This window comes from Pseudarthrobacter sp. Y6 (genome assembly GCF_050156205.1).
Classification (GTDB): domain Bacteria; phylum Actinomycetota; class Actinomycetes; order Actinomycetales; family Micrococcaceae; genus Arthrobacter.
This window is the reverse complement of the sequence record NZ_CP189574.1, coordinates 1,718,648-1,737,794: the sequence shown is the minus strand read 5'-3', so window position 1 is coordinate 1,737,794 and position 19,147 is coordinate 1,718,648. Positions and strand designations below refer to the sequence as shown.

Sequence of the window (19,147 nt, the reverse complement as noted above, 5' to 3'; positions counted from 1 at the left end):
TCACATCCGTTCCGGCGCGGATACGCCCAGCAGGTCCAGACCGTTGGCCAGCACCTGGCTGGTGGCGTCGTTCAGCCACAGGCGGGTGCGGTTGACGTCGGTGACGGGTTCGTCTCCCTGCGGGGCAACACGGCAGGCGTCGTACCAGCGGTGGTAGGCGCCGGCAATTACCTCGAGGTGGCGGGCAACACGGTGAGGTTCACGCAGTTCGGCGGCCTTGGCCACAATCGAGGGGTAGCTGCCCAGGTAGGAGAGCAGTTCGTTTTCCGTAGCGTGGTCCAGCAGGGAGGCGTCGAACGCGCTCCGGTCCACGCCTGCAGCCACGGCGTTGCGGGCAGTGCCGCGGGACCGGGCGTGGGCGTACTGGACGTAGAACACCGGGTTCTCGTTGCTGTGTTTCTTCAGCAGGTCAGGATCCAGGGTGAGCGGGGAATCCGCCGGGAAGCGGGCCAGGGAATAACGAACCGCGTCCTTGCCGAGCCAGGAAATGAGGTCCTTGAGCTCAATGATGTTGCCCGCGCGCTTGGACAGCTTGGCGCCGTTAACGGACACCAGCTGGCCGATCAGCACCTCGATGTTCGCCTCGGGATCATCGCCGGCACAGGCGGCGATGGCCTTGAGGCGGTTGATGTAACCGTGGTGGTCAGCACCCAGGAGGTAGATCTTTTCGGTAAAGCCGCGATCCTTCTTGGAGAGGTAATAGGCGGCGTCCGCGGCAAAGTAGGTGGGTTCGCCGTTCGCGCGGATCATCACGCGGTCCTTGTCGTCCCCGAAGTCGGTGGTGCGCAACCAGACCGCACCGCCGTCGTCGAATACGTGGCCCTGCTCGCGAAGGCGGGCAACGGCATTCTCGATGGCGCCGGCGTCGTGCAGTTCCTGCTCCGAGAAGTAGACGTCAAAAGCAACGCCAAAGTCGGCGAGGGTGTCCTTAATGTCCTTCATCTGCGCCTTGTAGGCGGCGGCGCGGATGACGGGAAGGGCGGCGACCTCGGTCAGTTCGCGGATATCGGGGTGCTGGGTCAGGACGTCGTGGCCGAGGTCGGCAATGTACTGGCCGGGGTAGCCGCCGTCCGGCACGGGATGTCCGTGCAGCCGCGAGTAGACCGAGTTCGCGAACACGTTCATCTGCGAACCGGCGTCGTTGATGTAGTACTCGGCGGTGACCTCCGCGCCCGAAGCACGCAGCACGCGGGCGATGGCATCGCCCAAGGCGGCCCAGCGGGTGTGGCCGATGTGCAGCGGACCGGTGGGGTTCGCCGACACAAATTCCATATTCACCACGTGGCCAGCGAGCGTGGTGGTGGTGCCGTATTCCCGTCCGGCTTCCACGATGGCCTTCGCCAGGGCACCCGCTGCGGCGGCGTCCACGGTGATGTTCAGGAAGCCGGGGCCGGCGATGTCCACGGCAGAGACGCCGTCGATGGACTTCAGGCGGGCGCTCAGGATGGTGGCGAATTCGCGCGGGTTGGTGCCGGCCTGCTTGGACAGCTGGAGGGCGATGTTGGTGGCCCAGTCCCCGTGCTCCCGGTTCTTCGGTCGCTCCACGCGCACCTCATCAGGGACAGCTGATGCGGAAAGCTCGATTTCGCCAGCGGCGACGGCGTCTTTCAGGCAGGCGGATATGGCGAGGGAGAGTTCTTCGGGAGTCACCCCTCTAGCCTACCGGGGGCCGCCACGTGGACGAATTTCGGCATGGTGCGTGACTGTTTCCGCACAACTTTTCCCCACAGCGGACGCACTGCTGATTCACAGGGTGAACCAATACGCTGAATCCGACGTTGAGTACACCGTAAGGACCCAGCCCACGAAACGAGCCCCAATATGAGACCGTCAGTCCCAAAGAGTGTTTTCGTCGGGATCGCCGGCCTGTCCCTCGCCGGAACGGTGGCCGGCTGCGCGCCGTCGGCCACACCCGCCCCGACTTCCGACAGTACCTCCGGCGCCTCCACGACCCCTTCCGGCCCGGCATCAACGCTGGCCAGCAGCGGTTCCGTCTATCAGGACGGCACCTACAGCGCCGACGGCACCTATGTTTCCCCCAATGGCACCGAAACCGTGGGGGTTGAGCTGACGCTCGCCGCGGGCACGGTCACGGCCGTGAACATCACCCAGCACCACTCGAGCCCCAACACACGGAAATTCCAGGGCGAATTCGCCGGCGGGATCGCGGCGCAGGTTGTGGGTAAAAGCATCGACGAACTCAAGGTCTCCAAGGTGGCCGGGTCCTCGCTCACCAGCGGCGGCTTCAACCAGGCCCTGGACAAGATCAAGGCCGAGGCCCAGTAGGCCGTGCCGGACTCGGAGAACTTCCGCTTCGACGGGATCGGTACCCGTTGGGAAATCTCCACGCCCCGTCCGCTCGATGCCAGTGTCCGCGCCCGACTGCTCGCCGTGGTGGAGCGGTACGACGGCGGCTGGTCCCGGTTCCGGTCCGATTCGACAGTCAGTGCCATGGCCCGCAAGCCAGGGCGGTATGAGCTGCCGGCGGAAGCGGCGGACCTTGGCCGGCTGTACCGCTCCCTGTACGACATCACCGGCGGTGCAATGACCCCTCTGATCGGCGGCAGCCTGGAGCGTCTGGGGTACGACGCCTCCTACACCCTCCGGCCTGCGGGGTCCGCCCTTCCCGCACCCCGCTGGGAGGACGTACTGACGTGGGACGGCAGTGTGCTGACCACCTCCGCTCCCCTGGTCCTGGACATAGGTGCCGCCGGGAAAGGGCAGCTGGTGGACCTTCTCGCTATTGAGTTGCGCTCCTGTGGCGTGGACTCCTTCGTGATTGATGGCAGCGGCGACCTGTTTCACCGCGGTCCTGAGCCGGTGTCCGTGGCGTTGGAGCACCCGTACGATCCGGCGAGGGCCATCGGGGCCGTGCCGCTGGCAGGCGGCGCCTTGTGCGCGTCAGCTTCCAACCGCCGGGCATGGGGCGACGGCCTGCACCATGTACTCGATGGCACCACCGGGCTGCCCGTGAGCACGGCGGTAGCCACGTGGACCATGGCGGACAGCACTATGGTTGCTGATGCTCTGGCCACGGCCCTGTTCTTTGTCCCCGGCAGCGAGCTGGAACGGAGCTTCGACTTTTCCTGGCTGACGGTTTTTTCTGATGGAAGTGCTGCCTATTCAGCCGGATTTGAAGGGACACTGTTCTCATGAGCCCCGTTGACGCACCCAAGGCAACCGCCGTTTTCGCCGACGGCCGGTTGGACACCCTGTTGGGCAAGTACACGATGTACCGGCTGATCCTCCTGGTGCTGGCAGCCCTTGCCGCGTACAGCCTCCTACTGAATGCCCTTGGCTGGCTGACGTTCGGCATCGCGCAGATGCTGGTGCACCTAGTGTTGTGCCTTGGCTTGACCTACGTGTCCAACCGCGGGCTGGCTGCCCTTTTCCACGTCCGTCCGCATTCCGAGTCGTCGCTGATCACCGGCCTGCTGCTGTATTTCCTGTTCTGGCCCTCCTTTATGCCCATGGATGCGGCGGGCGTGGCCCTGGCTTGTGTGCTGGCCTCCGCCTCGAAATACGCGTTGGCCTGGCGTGGCCGCCACATCTTCAACCCCGCCGCCGCCGGAGCGTTTGTGACCGGGCTGACCGGGCTGAACATCGCGACGTGGTGGGCCGCGACCCCTGCCATGCTGTGGCTGCTGGTCCCGGGTGTCCTCCTGGTGCTCTACCGGACGCGGAAGTTGCTCATGGCGGCCGTATTCCTTGTGGTGGCCACGTCGATTGTGAGCGCTGAGCTCCTGCAGGCAGGGCTTACCCTGGGCAGCGCACTCGGGCAGGCTCTGGCCCAACGGCCACTGCTTTTCTTCGTCGGCTTTATGCTGACGGAGCCGCTCACCCTCGCGCCGCGCCGCTGGCAGCAGCTCGCGCTCGCCGCCGTCGTTGGTGCGGTCTTCGCCGTGCCTTACAACTTCGGCTTCATCGCCAACTCGCCGGAGCTGGCCCTGCTGGTTGGCAACCTGCTGGCGTTTCTCGTGGGCCAGCGGGGCGGGCTCAGGCTCCGGTTCACTGGCGCCCGTCCTCTGACGCCAAGCACCACGGAGTTCGCCTTTGAACCGTCGCGGCCGGTCCGCTTTGTGCCGGGGCAGTACATGGAACTGGATCTTCCGCACGCCAAGTCTGACGGTAAGGGCCGACGCCGGGTGTTCAGTTTGACCAGCGCCCCCGGTTCGGAGACGGTGAAGTTTGGCGTCCGGACGGCGGAGCCCCTGTCCGCGGCGAAGAAAGTCCTGCTGGACCTGAAGCCTGGTGACGAAGTGGCGGCCACGTCCGTGGGCGGAGATTTTGTCCTGCCCCGCGATCCCCGGGTCCCTGTCCTCCTCATCGCCGCGGGCATCGGCATCACGCCTTATCTCGCCCATCTGGCTTCCGGCGCCGCGCAGGACCGGGACGTGGTTCTCCTGCTGCTGGCGCGCAATCCTGCGGAAATTGCCTATGCGGCCGAGCTGCAGGCGTCCGGGGCGCGCATCCTGGCACGCCTCGCGGACGGTTCGGTCCCGCCGTCGTTCATCACCGATGCCGGGAACGGAGGGTACCTGGACGGGCCCGCATTGCTCGATCTCGTCCCCGACATTGCCGACCGCACTGTCTACGTCTCCGGGTCGCCGGCGAGCGTCGCGTCGCTGCGGAGTGCAGCCCGGAAGGCTGGCGCGCGACGGGTGCACGTCGACTCTTTCTCCGGGTACTGAAGCCAGCCGTTTTTCCTTGCAGGCACCTTCCTGCTAAGCTCTAGGACGTCCCGCTGGCAACGGCAGGATCCCTGGATTGCCCTCGTAGCTCAGGGGATAGAGCGTCTGCCTCCGGAGCAGAAGGTCGTTGGTTCGATTCCAATCGAGGGCACAAATGAAACCCCCGCCGCTTGCAAAAGCGGCGGGGGTTTCTGCGTTCGCCCGTCAGACGCGAACGCCGGCTGCCCACACCTCGGTCACGCAGCCCTCACGCAGGGCCCCGGCTCAAAGAGACAATGATGAAATGCACCTAAGTCGCCGGACTTTCAGGCTCTGTCCGCTCGACCTGCGCGTGCAATTCTGTTCCGTTGGAATTCTGTCCTGTTTGGAGATCGCGCCATCAGGCGGTGACGACGAGTTGCCAGTTCGGGTAGGGGTCATCGGGCGGCGGACCGCCCAAGGGTGCGTCGTCCGGGAACAGCGCACCGTCGGGCAGTTCATCGTCGGGCAGTTCATCGTCGGACAGTTCACCGTCGGGCAGTTCATCGTCGGGCAGTTCATCGTCGGACAGTTCACCGTCGGGCAGTTCATCGTCGGGCAGCTGATCATCGGGCAGCTGAAGGTCGGCAAGGTGAAGCTCCGGAAAGGGATCCTCCGGCAGCGGGCTGGCCGTAAGGGCGTCTTCGGGTGCTCCCGGATCGGCATGGAGGGCGGCGTCTGGCCAAGGTATTGGCCACCTAAGTGGTTCCCAGTCGGAGTGTTCGCTGGCGTAGTGCCGTCCGGTCGGTGATATCCAGCCGGGTGGTTCGTTTTTGGTGGCGGTGGTGGGTGTCCAGCCGGTGGTATGTCTGAGCCGGTGGTGTTTGGGGCACGGCGAACCGAGATTCTTGATACCGGTGGTGCCGCCGTCGGCCCAGGCGAGGATATGGTCGGCTTCGTTGTCGAGGGAGTGGTTGCTGCAGCCGGGGAACGGGCACTTCCCGTCCCGCAGCCTGAGCCATTGGCGTTGGGCTTTCGTGACGCGGTAGCTGGTCCGCCCGATTTCCAGCGGAGCACCGTCACGTGGGTCGATCAGGACGCGGTGGAAGGACTCGGCGCCGTCGGCGATCAGTTGCCGGGCCATCGACGGCGGGATCGGCCCGTATCCGTCCAGGGTGGCCGGTTCATCGGTGACACCCAGCAGGGACAGCACCGGGACCGTGACGAGCACCTGCGCCCGCGGCGACGGAACACCCCCGATTAGTTCGCCAGATGGGTCACCGGTGTTGCCGAGGAGCCAAGCGGCGGCGATGTCGGCGCGGAGCTGGCTGAGAGTCCGGTCTTCGTCCGGGCCTTGGAGCGCTCTTGCCGCGCTGGTGGTGCGTTCCCAGATCCCCGCGGCCTGATCGGCCGGCAGGTAGGCGGAGAGCCAGGCCATACCGTCGCGGTCCGGTGCATACTCCAAGCGCCGATCTGCGGCGCTCGTGATGTGGCGCTTTTCGATGCTGACCGGGTGATGCCGTTCCCGCCACGTCCGGGCCTTATGGCGGAACCGGCCAGGGACGAGCTCCCCGGCCGGGCACCCCCGAGCCGGGTTCACCGCGTCCGGGTCCAGAAAATGCGCCTCGAGCGCATGGGCGCCGGCAGGGTCCAGGTTCACGGTTTCGTCGACCATGATCCGGGCGTGTTGCCACGAAATCGTCCCGGCTTGCAGCGCGGACATCGTCAGAGGCAGGCTGGTGATGAGAGTGTGGGCTTCGGACAGGAGCGCACCGGCCGTCCGTTCACTGACCGTCAAGACACAGGCGACCTCAGCAACCACAGCCATCTCCTGGGCTGCGTAGTCCTGCGGTGACATAGCAGAGGATGACACTAGCCTGGCCGCGTCGGCATACTCGACGGCCGTCTGGATCTTCAACGCCGCGGTCCGGGCTTCCAGCCGGGCGATTTCGGCCAACCGGTCCAGACAGTCCTCGGCTCGCCGGCGTAGAGGGTCAGCATCGCACCCGTCAGAGCCGGCCCCGCGGCCAATCCGGCCGAGCTCGGCCACGGACGCGGCGATAGCCTCAAAGGCGTCCCTGCTTTCCGTTCCCGAAGCTGCCCTACTTTCCATACTCAAAGCATCCCAGCGGGGTCTGACATTTGAGGCGCTCGGTCGGTTGTCCTACGGCGAATCCGTGCACGTGTGCTTCGGTCTGCCTGCCCAGCGGGTCAGCATCACAAGGTCCGGCCGGGTCGCAGCGGCAGCGGCGCATCAGATTTGGGGCGGCAAAAGAAACTCGGGCCACAACTGTCGGCTGGCGCTAGTAGGTAGCGGTGAATCAGGGCCGCAAGTGTCCATTCGCCCTGGCTTGAGTGCGCCTTCAACAGATTGTCGGTGGCCCCTCGTAGGCTGATTCAACGAACTCGAGGGGGTAGGCCATGCACGTTCCAGCCACATTCTGTTCAATCATTCCGCCTTACATGCTGCGGCGGCTGGCCCGCCTGGACGAGCCGCAGTTTTCAGCCGCCGCGCGGGCGGCCAAGGAAGCGCTGAGCCACGTCCGGTCAGTCCAGTCGGCCCGTACCCTGCCGGTTCCGGCCGCTCCCCCGGCACTGCGGGACGTCCGCCCGGGCCCGCCCAAAAGGAGCATTTACGATGCCGGCGGTTCCGAGAACCTTCCCGGAAAGCTCGTACGCAAGGAAGGCGAACCGGCTTCCGGCGATCCGTCCGCTGATGAGGCGTACGACGGCCTTGGGCACACGCATCGCCTGTTTGCCGACATCTTCGGCCGTAACTCCATCGACGGCGAAGGCCTGCCGCTCGATGCCACTGTGCATTTTGGCAAGCTCTACGACAATGCTTTCTGGGACGGCCGGCAGATGGTCTTCGGCGACGGCGACGGCGAAGTTTTCGAACGTTTTACGCGGTCGCTGAGCGTCATCGGGCACGAACTCACACACGGCGTCACGCAGTACTCGGCGGGGCTGGCTTACCGCAACCAGGCAGGTGCCATCAACGAATCCATGTCCGACGTTTTCGGCGCGCTCGTGGAACAGTACCTGAACAGGCAGTCCGTGACCGACGCCAGCTGGCTGATCGGCGAAGGACTTTTCACGGCTCAGGTTGAGGGATCGGCTCTCCGCTCCCTGAAAGCCCCGGGAACAGCGTACGACGACGACGTGCTGGGTAAGGATCCCCAGCCAGATTCGATGGACTCGTACGTGCGGACCAGCGCCGACAACGGCGGCGTCCACATCAACTCCGGCATCCCCAACCGGGCCTTCTACCTCACGGCGGAGTCCCTCGGCGGCAACGCCTGGGAGGCACCGGGACGGATCTGGTACGACGCACTGACCGGCGGCTCGCTGCCTGCCACCGCCACCTTCCGCCTATTCGCGAGGGCGACGGCGGCATCCGCCGTCGACCTGTTCGGCACCGATTCTCCGGAGCATGACGCCGTGCGGCAGGCGTGGGAAACTGTGAAGGTCAAGCTTTAGTTGAACGCCTGCCCGCCGCGAGCCCCGACGGCCAGGCTGCAGGAAAGCCCAGGACCCAGGCCATGAAGATCAGTGTCGAGCGCAGCGGCGGCATCGCAGCCCTGACCCGCATATGGACAGTGCACGCCCAGACCGAGAGCGCAAAAAGCCAGTGGCAACCCATTGTGGAAGCATGCCCTTGGGACGCGGTGCCCAAGACCGTCAGGGCCGCAGCCGCGGAGGTGCAAGGCAACCAGCCCGACCGATTCATCTATTCGATCCGGGCCGGCCAGCGCCGTGCGGCACTGTCTGAGCAAGCTGTCACAGGACCATGGCGCGTGCTGGTGGACAGCACCCGGGCGGCCTCCGAGGACAGCCCCGGACGGCAAGACACTCCTGGACCGCAAGGGCCTGCCCCGGCTTAGTCGCCCGGCTAAGGCCTAGCCGCATGGACGGCTACCCCGCCGTTACCAGTTGCCCGCGGAACGCCCGGCGGTAGGACTGCGGGCTGGTGTCCAGCACCTTGGCAAAGTGATGCCGGAGCAGGACGGGGTGGCCAAAGCCCGATTCCCGGGCAACTTCGTCGATGTTCAGGTCAGTGGATTCCAACAGCTCCTGCGCCCGGAGGACCCGCTGCGAGTTCAGCCAGGCAGCAGGTGTCGCCCCCGTTTCGGAGCGGAAGCGGCGGGCAAAGGTCCTGGCTGACATGTGCACGCGGGACGCCAATTCAACAACGGTGTGCTCCTGCTCCAGGTTCTGCACCATCCAGCGCAGCAGCTCTTCCATCGGCGCCGATCCACAAGCAGGCACGGGCCGGTCAATGAACTGCGCCTGGCCACCGTCACGATGCGGCGGCACCACCATGTCCCGGGCAATTGCGGCGGCTACATTGGCGCCGAACTCAACGCGCACCAGATGGAGGCAGGCATCAATCCCTGCCGCGGTTCCGGCGCTGGTGATCAGGTTGCCGTCCTGCACATAGAGCACGTTTTCATCGACCTGCACGTCCGGGTACCGGCTTGCGAGCTCATGGGAATAGTGCCAATGGGTGGTGCAGCGCCGCCCGTTCAGAAGACCGGCGCGGGCCAGGGCGAAGGCTCCGGAACAGATGGACATCACCCAGGCGCCCCGGGCGTGCGCGGCCCGCAATGCCTCCATAACGGATTCCGGAACGTCCTCATCGCGTCCGAAGGGCGTCATGATCACGAGGTCCGCGTCCGCCGTGGCATCGAGCCCCAAGGGGACATTCATGGAGAGGCCTGATTTCAAGCGGACGTTTCCGGGCTCGGGCGTGCAGGCCCGGAAGTCAAACGCGGGGACGTTACTGCCGCGACCCGACCTGTCGATGCCGAACACCTCGAATGCGGTGGCGAACTCGAAGATCGAGAAGTTGGGGACCATGATGACTGCCACTGATTTCAGCATGCTTCCATTGTGGCAGAAATTCGCGCTTTTTGGGCATTTCTGCCACTGTTTCTTGAACATGCACCGGAGCAGCATTGAGTCATGGAAATCTTCGGAATCGCCCTAGTGGTCCTGCTCCTCGTCGTTCTCGCCGCCACCGCCTCAGCGCTCCTGCGTGATGGCCGCGGCCACACCCCGCCCGTCGCCTCCGACCAGCCCTGGTCCGCCCGGGACCTGCCCAGCGTCAACTACACCCTGCGCATTTTCTAACCCGCAGGCATCCCTCAGGCCGCCATTATTAACCCATCAGTATTAACACGAAAGGACCCGGCTCATAAGAGCCGGGTCCTTTCGTGTGCTGACATATCAGGCGCGGACTGCATCCAGAACGAAGTAATAGGTGACCTCGCTGCCTGCCCCGTTGCCGCGCTCGGTGGGGCTCAGAACCAGTTCCGGCTTGACGGCCGAAGCGATGTCATCGGAAAGGTGCTGGGCTCAGCAATAGGGAAGCCGCCGCGGAGCTGCATGTCTCGGTCAAAACGGCGCAGTTTCACCTGACCCGGATCTACGCGAAGTTCCACGTCACGTCCCGCTCCGGCGTCCCGGCCGCCTATCCGGGAGGCCGGGAGCAGGTCGGGGTGGACGGCGGGGTCGACGGTGGCAAGAGCGGGAAACAGACGCCTCCCCAGTAGACTGGCTGCAGCCATGACATTTCATATCTCCTACCCTGCTGAGCTGCCCGTTTCCGAGCGCCGCGAGGACCTGATGGCTGCCATTGCCGCCAATCAGGTGACCATCATTGCCGGCGAGACCGGCTCCGGCAAGACCACCCAGATTCCCAAAATGTGCCTTGAGCTGGGCCTTGGCGACAACGGCCTGATCGGGCACACCCAGCCGCGGCGGCTCGCAGCCCGCACGGTCGCTGAGCGCATCGCCGAGGAACTCGGTGTGGAGATCGGCCAGGAAGTCGGTTTCCAGGTGCGGTTCACCGGCGAAGTCAGCCGCGCCACCAAGGTCAAGCTCATGACTGACGGCATCCTGCTAGCAGAGATCCAGCGGGACAAGCTGCTGCGCAAATACAACGCCATCATCATTGACGAAGCGCACGAGCGCAGCCTCAACATCGACTTCATTTTGGGCTACCTCAAGCGCATCCTGCCGCAGCGGCCGGATCTGAAAATCATCATCACCTCGGCCACGATCGATCCGGAGCGTTTCGCCAAGCACTTCGGGTCCGACGACGAGCCCTCCCCCATCATCGAGGTGTCCGGGCGCACGTTCCCTGTGGAGATCCGGTACCGGCCGCTTTCCCAGCCAGCCGGCGGTGCGGCCGACGACGAGGCCTCCGATGACGAACTCGAGGAGGACCGCGATCCCCTGGACGCCGTATGCGATGCCGTGGACGAGCTCGCCAGCGAGGCTCCCGGCGACATCCTGGTCTTTTTCACCGGCGAGCGCGAGATCCGCGATGCGGCCGACGCACTGAACGCCAGAATCCAGTCCAACCGGCGCCTGGCCGGCACCGAGGTACTCCCGCTGTTCGCCCGCCTAAGCCTGCAGGAACAGCACAAGGTGTTCCACCCCGGCCGAAACCGCCGGATTGTGCTGGCCACCAACGTGGCCGAGACGTCCCTGACCGTCCCGGGCATCAAGTACGTCATCGACACCGGCACGGCCCGCATCTCGCGCTACTCGCACCGCACCAAGGTCCAGCGGCTGCCCATCGAGCGTGTGTCGCAGGCTTCGGCGAACCAGCGCTCCGGCCGGTGCGGCCGTGTGTCGGACGGCATCGCCATCCGGCTCTATTCGGAAGAGGACTTCGACTCCCGGCCGCTGTTCACGGATCCGGAAATTCTGCGCACCAACCTGGCGGCAGTCATCCTGCAGATGACCGCCATGGGTGTTGCCCGTGGGCCCAAGGACGTGGAGAACTTCCCGTTCGTCGAGCCGCCGGACTCAAGGGCAATCAACGACGGCGTTACTCTCCTGCGCGAGCTCGGCGCCTTGAATGCCGTCCGGCCAGGTGACGCCAAGAGCGGCGGGCTCACCGCCGTCGGACACCAGCTTGCCCAGCTGCCGGTGGATCCCCGCCTCGGCCGGATGATTGTGGAGGCCGGCAAGCGCGGCTGCGTCCGCGAGGTAATGATCCTGGCCGCGGCACTGACCATCCAGGACCCGCGCGAGCGTCCAACGGACAAGCAGCAGCTCGCCGCCGAGAAGCATGCCCGCTTCCGCGATGAAAACTCGGATTTCACCGGTTTCCTGAACCTGTGGAACTATCTGCAGGAGAAACAGCAGGAACTCTCGTCCACCCAGTTCCGCCGCCTGTGCCGGACCGAGTTCATCAACTACCTTCGGGTCAGGGAATGGCAGGATCTCTTCGCCCAGCTCCGCCAGATGGCCAGCCCGCTCGGGATCAGCCTGGACAACAAGCGCCTGGCCGATCCCGTGGGCAACCACGAAGGCATCCATATGAGCCTGCTGTCCGGCCTGCTGAGCCACATCGGCATCCTGGACGAGCGCAAGCGCGAATACGCGGGCGCCCGCGGCAGCCGCTTCGCAATTTTCCCTGGCTCGTCGCTCTTCAAGAAGTCCCCCACGTTTGTGATGGCGGCCGAACTCGTGGAGACGAGCCGCCTCTGGGCCAGGGTGGCAGCCAAGTTCGATCCCGTCTGGGCAGAACAGGTGGCGCCGGACCTCGTCAAGCGCAGCTACAGCGAGCCGCACTGGTCCACCAAAATGGGCGCGGTCATGGCGTACGAGAAGGTCACCCTGTATGGCGTGCCCATCATCCCGCAGCGCCGGGTCAACTACAGCCGAGTGGATCCTGTGCTGGCCCGCGAGCTGTTCATCCGGCACGCCCTGGTGGAAGGCGACTGGAAAACGCACCACAAGTTCTTCCACCGCAACCGCGCCCTGCTCCTTGAGGTCGAGGAGCTCGAGGCCAGGATGCGCCGCCGCGACCTGCTGGTGGACGATGAAACGCTTTTTGAGTTCTACGACGCCAGGATCGGCCCCGACGTTGTGTCCGAACGGCACTTCGACAAGTGGTGGAAGGAGGCCCGGCAGCAGAATCCGGACCTCCTGGCCTACGACAAGTCACTGCTGCTGAACAACGACGCCGATGACCTGGACGAAGCCGCTTATCCGAAAACCTTGTTGCACAAGGGCTTCGAGCTGCCGCTCAGCTACGAGTTCCACCCGGTGGCGCCCGGTTCACCGCCCAACCCGTCCGACGGCGTCACGGCCGAAGTCCCGGTGCTCTTCCTCAACCAGCTCGATGATGCCGCCTTCCGCTGGCTGATCCCTGGCCAGCGGGCGGAGCTTGTGGCTGCCCTGATCAAGTCGCTCCCCAAGCAGGTCCGCAAGAACTTTGTCCCCGCTCCGGATGTGGCCCGGCAAGCCGTCGCTGCCCTGGAATCGGACTTTGATCCGGCCCACGATGAGCTGGAAGCTTCACTGGAACTGGCCCTGCGCCGGATCCGCGGCCACGTCATCCCGCCCGGTTCCTGGAACTGGGACGCGGTGCCGTCCCATCTGCGGGTGAGCTTCAAGGTTATCGATACCCAGGGCAAGGTGGTGGATGAGGGCAAGGACCTCGCAGCCCTGCAGGAGCGGCTGGCCCCGGCAACACGCCGCGCTATTGCTGAATCCCTGGGGGCGACACCCGGAACCACGGCTCCGCAGTCTCTTGGAAATTCGAAGTCACCCGGAAAGTCCGGCGGGACAGTACCCGCGTCATCGGCAGGCGGAAATTCGGCCGGCAGCGGCACAGGCTTCAAGGAACAGACCGGCCTGACCGAGTGGGCCTTCGGCACGGTGCAGCGGCAGGTCAGCAACACCGTCAAGGGCCACACTGTCACCGGCTATCCAGCCTTGGTGGATGAAGGAACGTCCGTGGCGCTGCGCGTCTTCCAGACCTCGTCGGAGCAGCTTGAGGCCATCCGCGGCGGCGTGATCCGGCTCCTCGCCCTCAGGGTACCGGCACCGGACCGCTACGTCCTGGAACATCTGAACAACACCGAAAAGCTGACGTTCAGCCAGAATCCGCACGGTTCAGTGTCAGCCCTCATTGCCGATTGCGCCCTGGCTGCCGTGGACAAACTGACCCCGGCGGAACTCCCGTGGGACCGGGGGTCCTTCGACGCCCTCTACGAGCAGGTCCGCGCGGAACTCATCGATACGGTCTTCAGTGTGACGGCCGTGGTGGAGCGCGTCCTGGCCAGCACCCGGCGCATTGAGACACTGCTGAACGGCACCACCAGCCTGGCGCTGATCAGCGCCCTGAAGGATGTCAGGAGCCAGCTTGAGCAGCTCGTGTTCCCGGGATTTGTGGCCCGCACGGGCTACAAGCAGCTGAGCCAGCTCCCCCGCTACCTTGCCGCCATCGAGAAACGCCTCGAAAAGCTCCCCGGCAACGTCCAGCGGGACGGCCTGAGCATGGCCGCGGTCCAGCGGCTGGAAGACGATTACGACGACGCCGTGTCGGCTCTGCTGCCCGGGCGCCGGGTGGGTGCCGAACTGACCCAGGTCCGCTGGATGATCGAAGAGCTGCGGGTGAGCCTCTTCGCCGTCGAACTCGGAACGGCCTATTCCGTCTCCGAAAAGCGGATCAGGGCTGTCCTTAACAAGGCGCTCGCGCCGGCCTAGACCGGCGCGAGCAGCAGGCTCAGTTTGCGGGAACGAACTCCGCGTAGCCGGCGGCCCGGAGCCCGGCACGCAGCTTTTCGGCGTTCGCGTCCAGCACTGCGGGGTCCGGGTTCTGGTCGGCCGAGGCGAAATCGAAATCAGCCATGGTCCTGGACGGCCACACGTGGACGTGCAGGTGGTTGATCTCGTACCCGGCCACAATCAGCCCCGCCCGCTCGGCCGGGAAGACGTCCAGCTGCACGGCACCGATCCGGCGGGCCACTTCCATCACCTTCGCGAGGGTTTCCGGGGGCGCATCGGTCCAGCGGTCCACCTCCTCGATGGGGACCACCAGCGTGTGCCCGTCTGCCAGGGGAGCCGTGGTCATGAAGGCCGCAACGTCAGCCTCCCGCCAGACAAATCGTCCGGGGATCTCGCCATTGATGATCTTGGTGAACAGGGTGCTCATGCGTCTGCCTTCTCGGCCGGAGCCTGCAGGGTGCTGGTGTCCAGCACAAACCGGTATTTAACGTCGCCTGCCACCATGCGGTCGTAGGCCTCATTCAGCTGCTCTGCGCGAACCAGTTCGATATCCGCCACCACTCCATGGGCGGCGCAAAAATCGAGCATCTCCTGCGTTTCGGCAATGCCCCCGATCAGCGAGCCAGCGTAGGCTATCCGCCTCCGGATCAGGGCTCCGGGGTTGACCGGCGGCATGGCGTCCGACGGCAGGCCCAGCTGGAACAGCGCACCGTCCACGCGCAGGGTACGGAAGAACGGATTCAGGTCGTGCGGAGCGGCCACAGTGTCGATAATGAGGTCGATGGTGCGGTCCGCGGCGGCCATGGCGTCCGTGTCCCGGGACAGGATCACTTCGTCGGCCCCGAGTTCCAGCGCGGCCGGCACCTTGCCTTCGGAAGTGGTGAAGACTTTCACCACCGCCCCCATGGCCTTGGCGAGCTTCACGGCCATGTGTCCGAGCCCGCCGAGCCCCACCACGCCCACAACGTCGCCTTCCTCCACGTCAAAGTGCCGCAAGGGAGAGAACGTGGTGACACCCGCGCAGAGCAAGGGGGCGACGGCGGCCGGGTCCAGGTTGCCGGGCACACGGACCACGTAGCGCCGGTCCACCACCACGGCCGACGAGTAGCCGCCCTGGGTGATGGCATCGCCGTTACGCGAATCCTTGCCGCCGTAGGTCCCGGTCATCCCGTTTTCACAGTACTGTTCCAGGCCGTCGAGGCAGCTTTCGCATTCGCGGCAGGAATCAACCATGCACCCGACGCCCACGCGGTCCCCCGGGGTGAAGTCAGTCACGGCCGAGCCGACGCGGCTGACAGTTCCGACGATTTCGTGGCCGGGGACCAGTGGATATTTCTGGTTACCCCATTCGCCACGGGTGGCGTGCACATCCGAGTGGCACAGGCCGCAGAATTCGATGGCAATCTCGACGTCGTCCGCTTTCGGGGCACGCCGGGCAAGCGTCAGGGGTGCCAGGCCGCTGTCAGGGGAAACCGCGCCATAGGCGGCGGCCAGCAGGCCGGTGCCCGGATCGGTGTCCAGGTCCGCAGCAGGATCGGTAACAGCATCATTCGGCATTACGGGGCGGGCAAGGGGCGGCGGTACGGGGCGTCCTGGGGTCATCCTTCGACGCTACCCCCGCGGGCCGCCGCATCGCCACTCGGCCTGTTGCCCGTCGCTACCGGCAGCGCGGGATTGTTCGACCATTCCGAGAAGGATCCCGGATAGAGGGCGGCCCGGAATCCAGCGATTTCGAGGGCGGCCACCTCATGGGCGGCGGTCACGCCCGAGCCGCAGTACACGGCCACCGGGACGTCGTCGCGGATGCCGAGGTCCTCGAACCGGCGCCGCAGCTCGTCCGCGGGCAGGAAATAGCCGGCCCCGTCCACGTTCGCCGTTGTTGGTGCGCTCCGGGCGCCCGGAATGTGGCCGGCGCGGGGGTCAACGGGTTCAAATTCGCCCCGGTACCTTTCGCCGGCCCGGGCATCCAGGAGGACGCCCGTTGCCGGCCAGTCTGCAGCTCCGGCCGCGTCGATGCTGGGCATCCTGCCTCCAGCAGGGGAAACGTCAAAGGAAACACGCCCGACGGCGGCCTCCGCCGGTCCGGTGTCCAACGGCAGTCCGGCGTCCCGCCAGGCGGCCAGGCCGCCGTCGAGCAGGTACACGTCCTGGAACCCGGCGTTGCGGAGCATCCACCAGAGCCGGGCGGCAGCCATGTTGCCGCTGTTGTCATAGGCCACCACAACGTCGCCGTTGTTGATCCCCCAGCGCCTGGCAGTCTCCTGGAATTCCGCGTCGGTGGGCAGCGGGTGCCTGCCGCGGGCCGGGGTAGCCGGCGTCGCCAGCTCGGTGGCAAGGTCCACAAAAACTGCCCGCGGGAGGTGGCCCCCAAGGTAGTGTTCCCGGCCGTGCGGGTCCCCCAGCGCCCAGCGGACGTCCAGAACCACGGTCCGATGTCCGGCGTCGAAGCGCGCCGCCAAAGCCTGGACAGCCATCAGTGGGCCCATCGTTCTCCTTAGCAATTGTGCTGGTGAGGTGTGCAGTCGCTGATCCAACTCTAGCTGCGGCAGCGCCTGGCAGGGAGGGCCAGGCGCTCTGTCGCAGCTAGAGTTGGTCCGGTGAAGAACACGAGCACGGACCGGGCCTGGGCTGACGAGGCCATCAGAAAAGTCAACGCAGAAAACAACCGATCCGCCGATACCCATCTCTACTCGGTACCGCTCCCGCAGCACTGGGGCGTCCAGCTTTACCTCAAGGACGAATCCACGCACCGTTCGGGGAGCCTCAAGCACCGGCTGGCCCGCTCGCTGTTCCTCTTTGGCCTGGTCAACGGCTGGATCCGCGAAGGTACCACCATCGTGGAGGCTTCCAGCGGCAGCACCGCGGTATCGGAGGCATATTTCGCGCAGCTCCTGGGGTTGCCGTTCGTAGCGGTCATGACCCGCACGACAAGCCCGGAGAAGATCGCGCTGATCGAACAGTTCGGGGGCTCGTGCCTGTTGGTTGACCATGCCTCAGAGGTTTATGCCGCGGCGACGGAAGTCGCGGCCACGTCCAACGGCCACTACATGGACCAGTTCACCTACGCGGAGCGTGCCACGGACTGGCGCGGCAACAACAACATCGCGGAGTCCATCTTCGGGCAGTTGGCGCTGGAGGAACACCCCGTTCCCCGCTGGATCGTGGTGGGCGCGGGGACCGGCGGCACCAGCGCGACCATCGGCCGCTACCTGCGCTACCGCGGCCACGACACGCGCCTTGCGGTGGTAGACCCGGAGAATTCCGCGTTTTACCCCGGTTGGGTGAACGGTGCGGGTGGGACCAGCACCGGCCTGCCGTCACGGATCGAAGGCATCGGCCGCCCGCGGATGGAACCGAGCTTTGTGCCCGCCGTCATCGACCACATGATCCAGGTTCCCGATGCCGCCTCCGTCGCAGCAATGCGGCACCTGCACACCGTCGCCGACCTGCACGCCGGACCGTCCACCGGCACCAACCTATGGGGTGTCTGGCAACTCGTGGCGGAAATGGTCGCCGAAGGACAGCGCGGCAGCATTGTGTCGTTGATGTGCGACGGCGGCGACCGCTATGCGGGCAACTACTACAATCCAGAATGGCTGTCAGGCCAAGGCCTGGAACCCGAGCCGCATGAGGAAGGCATCCGCCGGTTTTTCGAGACCGGCGTCTGGAACGCGTAGCTGATCAGACCTCCACCGATTCCCGCGGGGCAAGGCGGCTGTACTCGGTGCCGTATTTCCGACCCAGCCTGGCAACATGGGATTCTGCGACCTTCAGGCCCCTTTCGTTGAGGAGCCCATCATGGATCTGGAACGCACGCGGGGCCCGGACGGCGATGACAAAATCCACCACCTCGCTGACCTTGCTCCACGGCGCGTGGAGCGGAACCAGCAGCGTCTGCACGCTGAGGCCGTCCGGGATGATGAAGGAGTCCCCCGGGTGGTAAACGTTGCCGTCCACCAAATAGCCGATGTTGGCGACGATGGGAACCTGAGGATGGATGAGTGCATGCTGTCCGCCGAAGCTGCGGACATCGAAGCCGGCTGCGTCAAAACTGGAACCGGGTTCGACCGTGTGGATCCGGGCTGCCGCCTGCGGTGCCTCCTCCCGCAGGTGGGCGGCCACGCCGGCCGGCGCGAAGACCGCCAGGCCGTCCGAGCCGCCCAGCGCGTTGACCATGGCCGGCACATCCACATGGTCGCCGTGCTCGTGGGTGATGAGCACGGCCTGCGCCCCGTCCAGGGCTTCGGCCGTCTCGGAGAATGTTCCCGGATCCAGCACCAGCACCCGGCCGTCCTTCTCGAGCCGGATGCACGCGTGGGTGTATTTTGTCAGCTTCATGGCGCCAGCCTAGGGTCCGGCCCCACGCTTGTCCAAGGCTCGCTTGGCGGGGCGCTCCCGGCTGGTAATCTTGATGATTGCCACCGTCCCTCAGGGAAGCGAGTACCTTCATGCCGTTCGGCACCAAAGCTGACGCGACGCCGTCGAACGCTTCATCCGGCGCAGGCGCCGGGAGTGTGCCCGGCAAGGAGCAGCGCGTCACCAAGCAGCGCGTGGCCGTTAGCGCTGCCCTGGACGAGCTGGATGACTTCGTCAGCACGCAGGAGCTCTACCGCATCCTGCAGAACAAGGGCGTCTCGGTTTCCTTGGCAACGGCGTACCGGATCCTGCAGTCCCTCGCCGACGAAGGCCTCGTGGATGTGCTGCGCAACGGCGAGGGAGAAGCCGTTTACCGGCGCTGCGCCGTTACCGGGCACCACCACCATCTGCTGTGCCGCAGCTGCGGGAAGGCTGTGGAAGTCGAGGCCCCGGCGGTGGAAACCTGGGCCGCCCGGATCGCCACCGAACACGGCTACACCGAGGTGGCGCACACCGTGGAGATCTTCGGCCTGTGCCCGGACTGCACAGCCCTCAGGGCCGCCGGCAAGCTTTGACGGCCTGCGCCGCCGCACCCTAATGCATCCCGC

Annotated in this window: 17 protein-coding genes and 1 tRNA gene; 11 read left to right on the top strand and 7 right to left on the bottom strand. The window is 65.7% G+C overall.

Annotated features, from left to right (window positions below):
- Entirely contained in the window at positions 1 to 1,650 is a 1,650-nt protein-coding gene (gene argS / locus ACQCSW_RS08270) for an arginine--tRNA ligase (RefSeq protein WP_426990310.1), read from the bottom strand.
- Positions 1,651 to 1,821: 171 nt separating this feature from the next.
- On the opposite strand from argS, the gene ACQCSW_RS08265 reads away from it, so the two are divergent.
- The 4 genes from ACQCSW_RS08265 to ACQCSW_RS08250 all read left to right on the top strand — a co-directional run bounded on the left by ACQCSW_RS08265 (position 1,822) and on the right by ACQCSW_RS08250 (position 4,842).
- Positions 1,822 to 2,286 carry an FMN-binding protein gene (locus ACQCSW_RS08265; RefSeq protein ID WP_426990309.1) on the top strand — a complete coding sequence of 155 codons (465 nt, stop codon included), beginning with the start codon at positions 1,822 to 1,824 and terminating at the stop codon, positions 2,284 to 2,286.
- Positions 2,287 to 2,289: 3 nt separating this feature from the next.
- On the top strand, positions 2,290 to 3,156 hold the full coding sequence (locus ACQCSW_RS08260; protein ID WP_426990307.1) for an FAD:protein FMN transferase: 867 nt from the start codon (positions 2,290 to 2,292) through the stop codon (positions 3,154 to 3,156).
- On the top strand, positions 3,153 to 4,691 hold the full coding sequence (locus ACQCSW_RS08255) for a ferredoxin--NADP reductase (protein ID WP_426990306.1): 1,539 nt from the start codon (positions 3,153 to 3,155) through the stop codon (positions 4,689 to 4,691). Before ACQCSW_RS08260 ends, ACQCSW_RS08255 begins: the two co-directional genes overlap by 4 nt.
- 78 nt (positions 4,692 to 4,769) lie before the next feature.
- Positions 4,770 to 4,842, top strand: a tRNA-Arg gene (locus ACQCSW_RS08250).
- Positions 4,843 to 5,070: 228 nt separating this feature from the next.
- Here the strand turns inward: ACQCSW_RS08250 and ACQCSW_RS08245 are convergent.
- Positions 5,071 to 6,762: a DUF222 domain-containing protein gene (locus ACQCSW_RS08245; RefSeq protein WP_426990305.1), complete on the bottom strand. Its 1,692-nt coding sequence runs from the start codon at positions 6,760 to 6,762 to the stop codon at positions 5,071 to 5,073.
- Positions 6,763 to 7,070: 308 nt separating this feature from the next.
- On the opposite strand from ACQCSW_RS08245, the gene ACQCSW_RS08240 reads away from it, so the two are divergent.
- Both ACQCSW_RS08240 and ACQCSW_RS08235 read left to right on the top strand, forming a co-directional pair.
- Positions 7,071 to 8,129 carry a M4 family metallopeptidase gene (locus tag ACQCSW_RS08240; RefSeq protein ID WP_426990304.1) on the top strand — a complete coding sequence of 353 codons (1,059 nt, stop codon included), beginning with the start codon at positions 7,071 to 7,073 and terminating at the stop codon, positions 8,127 to 8,129.
- 62 nt (positions 8,130 to 8,191) lie between these two features.
- On the top strand, positions 8,192 to 8,533 hold the full coding sequence (locus tag ACQCSW_RS08235) for a protealysin inhibitor emfourin (protein ID WP_426990303.1): 342 nt from the start codon (positions 8,192 to 8,194) through the stop codon (positions 8,531 to 8,533).
- A 31-nt stretch (positions 8,534 to 8,564) separates the two neighbouring features.
- Here ACQCSW_RS08235 and ACQCSW_RS08230 read toward each other — a convergent pair whose 3' ends face one another.
- Positions 8,565 to 9,533 (bottom strand): GlxA family transcriptional regulator, encoded by a 969-nt coding sequence (locus ACQCSW_RS08230; protein WP_426990302.1) that lies wholly within the window; start codon positions 9,531 to 9,533, stop codon positions 8,565 to 8,567.
- 81 nt (positions 9,534 to 9,614) lie between these two features.
- On the opposite strand from ACQCSW_RS08230, the gene ACQCSW_RS08225 reads away from it, so the two are divergent.
- From ACQCSW_RS08225 to hrpA, 3 genes are all read left to right on the top strand, one after another.
- A complete protein-coding gene (locus tag ACQCSW_RS08225; RefSeq protein ID WP_426990301.1) occupies positions 9,615 to 9,782 on the top strand; it encodes a hypothetical protein in 168 nt (55 codons plus the stop codon).
- Between the two features lie 251 nt (positions 9,783 to 10,033).
- The gene (locus ACQCSW_RS08220; protein WP_426990650.1) at positions 10,034 to 10,204 is read left to right on the top strand and encodes a hypothetical protein; all 171 of its coding nucleotides are present in this window, start codon (positions 10,034 to 10,036) and stop codon (positions 10,202 to 10,204) included.
- Between the two features lie 13 nt (positions 10,205 to 10,217).
- Positions 10,218 to 14,162, top strand: coding sequence for an ATP-dependent RNA helicase HrpA (gene hrpA, locus ACQCSW_RS08215; RefSeq protein WP_426990300.1), 3,945 nt, complete (start codon positions 10,218 to 10,220; stop codon positions 14,160 to 14,162).
- Between the two features lie 19 nt (positions 14,163 to 14,181).
- Here hrpA and ACQCSW_RS08210 read toward each other — a convergent pair whose 3' ends face one another.
- The 3 genes from ACQCSW_RS08210 to ACQCSW_RS08200 are packed head-to-tail and all read right to left on the bottom strand — an operon-like array spanning position 14,182 to position 16,669.
- Positions 14,182 to 14,610 carry an HIT family protein gene (locus ACQCSW_RS08210; protein ID WP_426990299.1) on the bottom strand — a complete coding sequence of 143 codons (429 nt, stop codon included), beginning with the start codon at positions 14,608 to 14,610 and terminating at the stop codon, positions 14,182 to 14,184.
- Entirely contained in the window at positions 14,607 to 15,785 is a 1,179-nt protein-coding gene (locus ACQCSW_RS08205) for an NAD(P)-dependent alcohol dehydrogenase (protein ID WP_426990298.1), read from the bottom strand. Before ACQCSW_RS08205 ends, ACQCSW_RS08210 begins: the two co-directional genes overlap by 4 nt.
- Positions 15,782 to 16,669 (bottom strand): sulfurtransferase, encoded by an 888-nt coding sequence (locus tag ACQCSW_RS08200; RefSeq protein ID WP_426990297.1) that lies wholly within the window; start codon positions 16,667 to 16,669, stop codon positions 15,782 to 15,784. The genes ACQCSW_RS08205 and ACQCSW_RS08200 overlap by 4 nt, the downstream gene beginning before the upstream one ends.
- Before the next feature lie 111 nt (positions 16,670 to 16,780).
- Between ACQCSW_RS08200 and ACQCSW_RS08195 the strand changes: the two genes are divergently transcribed.
- Positions 16,781 to 17,860 carry a PLP-dependent cysteine synthase family protein gene (locus ACQCSW_RS08195; protein ID WP_426990296.1) on the top strand — a complete coding sequence of 360 codons (1,080 nt, stop codon included), beginning with the start codon at positions 16,781 to 16,783 and terminating at the stop codon, positions 17,858 to 17,860.
- Positions 17,861 to 17,864: 4 nt separating this feature from the next.
- Here the strand turns inward: ACQCSW_RS08195 and ACQCSW_RS08190 are convergent, their stop codons facing one another.
- Positions 17,865 to 18,521, bottom strand: a complete 657-nt coding sequence (locus ACQCSW_RS08190) for an MBL fold metallo-hydrolase (RefSeq protein ID WP_426990295.1) — start codon at positions 18,519 to 18,521, stop codon at positions 17,865 to 17,867.
- Positions 18,522 to 18,631: 110 nt separating this feature from the next.
- Here ACQCSW_RS08190 and ACQCSW_RS08185 point away from each other — a divergent pair, with 110 nt between their 5' ends.
- Positions 18,632 to 19,114 (top strand): Fur family transcriptional regulator, encoded by a 483-nt coding sequence (locus ACQCSW_RS08185; protein ID WP_426990294.1) that lies wholly within the window; start codon positions 18,632 to 18,634, stop codon positions 19,112 to 19,114.
- The last annotated feature ends 33 nt before the right edge of the window (positions 19,115 to 19,147 follow it).

Excerpts from the sequence above, each read along its gene's own strand:
- ACQCSW_RS08265 (WP_426990309.1), top strand. The coding sequence starts at position 1,822 with ATGAGACCGTCAGTCCCAAAGAGTGTTTTCGTCGGGATCGCCGGCCTG.
- ACQCSW_RS08255 (WP_426990306.1), top strand. The coding sequence starts at position 3,153 with ATGAGCCCCGTTGACGCACCCAAGGCAACCGCCGTTTTCGCCGACGGC.
- ACQCSW_RS08245 (WP_426990305.1), bottom strand. The coding sequence starts at position 6,762 with ATGGAAAGTAGGGCAGCTTCGGGAACGGAAAGCAGGGACGCCTTTGAG.
- ACQCSW_RS08240 (WP_426990304.1), top strand. The coding sequence starts at position 7,071 with ATGCACGTTCCAGCCACATTCTGTTCAATCATTCCGCCTTACATGCTG.
- ACQCSW_RS08235 (WP_426990303.1), top strand. The coding sequence starts at position 8,192 with ATGAAGATCAGTGTCGAGCGCAGCGGCGGCATCGCAGCCCTGACCCGC.
- ACQCSW_RS08230 (WP_426990302.1), bottom strand. The coding sequence starts at position 9,533 with ATGCTGAAATCAGTGGCAGTCATCATGGTCCCCAACTTCTCGATCTTC.
- ACQCSW_RS08225 (WP_426990301.1), top strand. The coding sequence starts at position 9,615 with ATGGAAATCTTCGGAATCGCCCTAGTGGTCCTGCTCCTCGTCGTTCTC.
- hrpA (WP_426990300.1), top strand. The coding sequence starts at position 10,218 with ATGACATTTCATATCTCCTACCCTGCTGAGCTGCCCGTTTCCGAGCGC.
- ACQCSW_RS08210 (WP_426990299.1), bottom strand. The coding sequence starts at position 14,610 with ATGAGCACCCTGTTCACCAAGATCATCAATGGCGAGATCCCCGGACGA.
- ACQCSW_RS08205 (WP_426990298.1), bottom strand. The coding sequence starts at position 15,785 with ATGACCCCAGGACGCCCCGTACCGCCGCCCCTTGCCCGCCCCGTAATG.
- ACQCSW_RS08200 (WP_426990297.1), bottom strand. The coding sequence starts at position 16,669 with ATGGGCCCACTGATGGCTGTCCAGGCTTTGGCGGCGCGCTTCGACGCC.
- ACQCSW_RS08190 (WP_426990295.1), bottom strand. The coding sequence starts at position 18,521 with ATGAAGCTGACAAAATACACCCACGCGTGCATCCGGCTCGAGAAGGAC.
- ACQCSW_RS08185 (WP_426990294.1), top strand. The coding sequence starts at position 18,632 with ATGCCGTTCGGCACCAAAGCTGACGCGACGCCGTCGAACGCTTCATCC.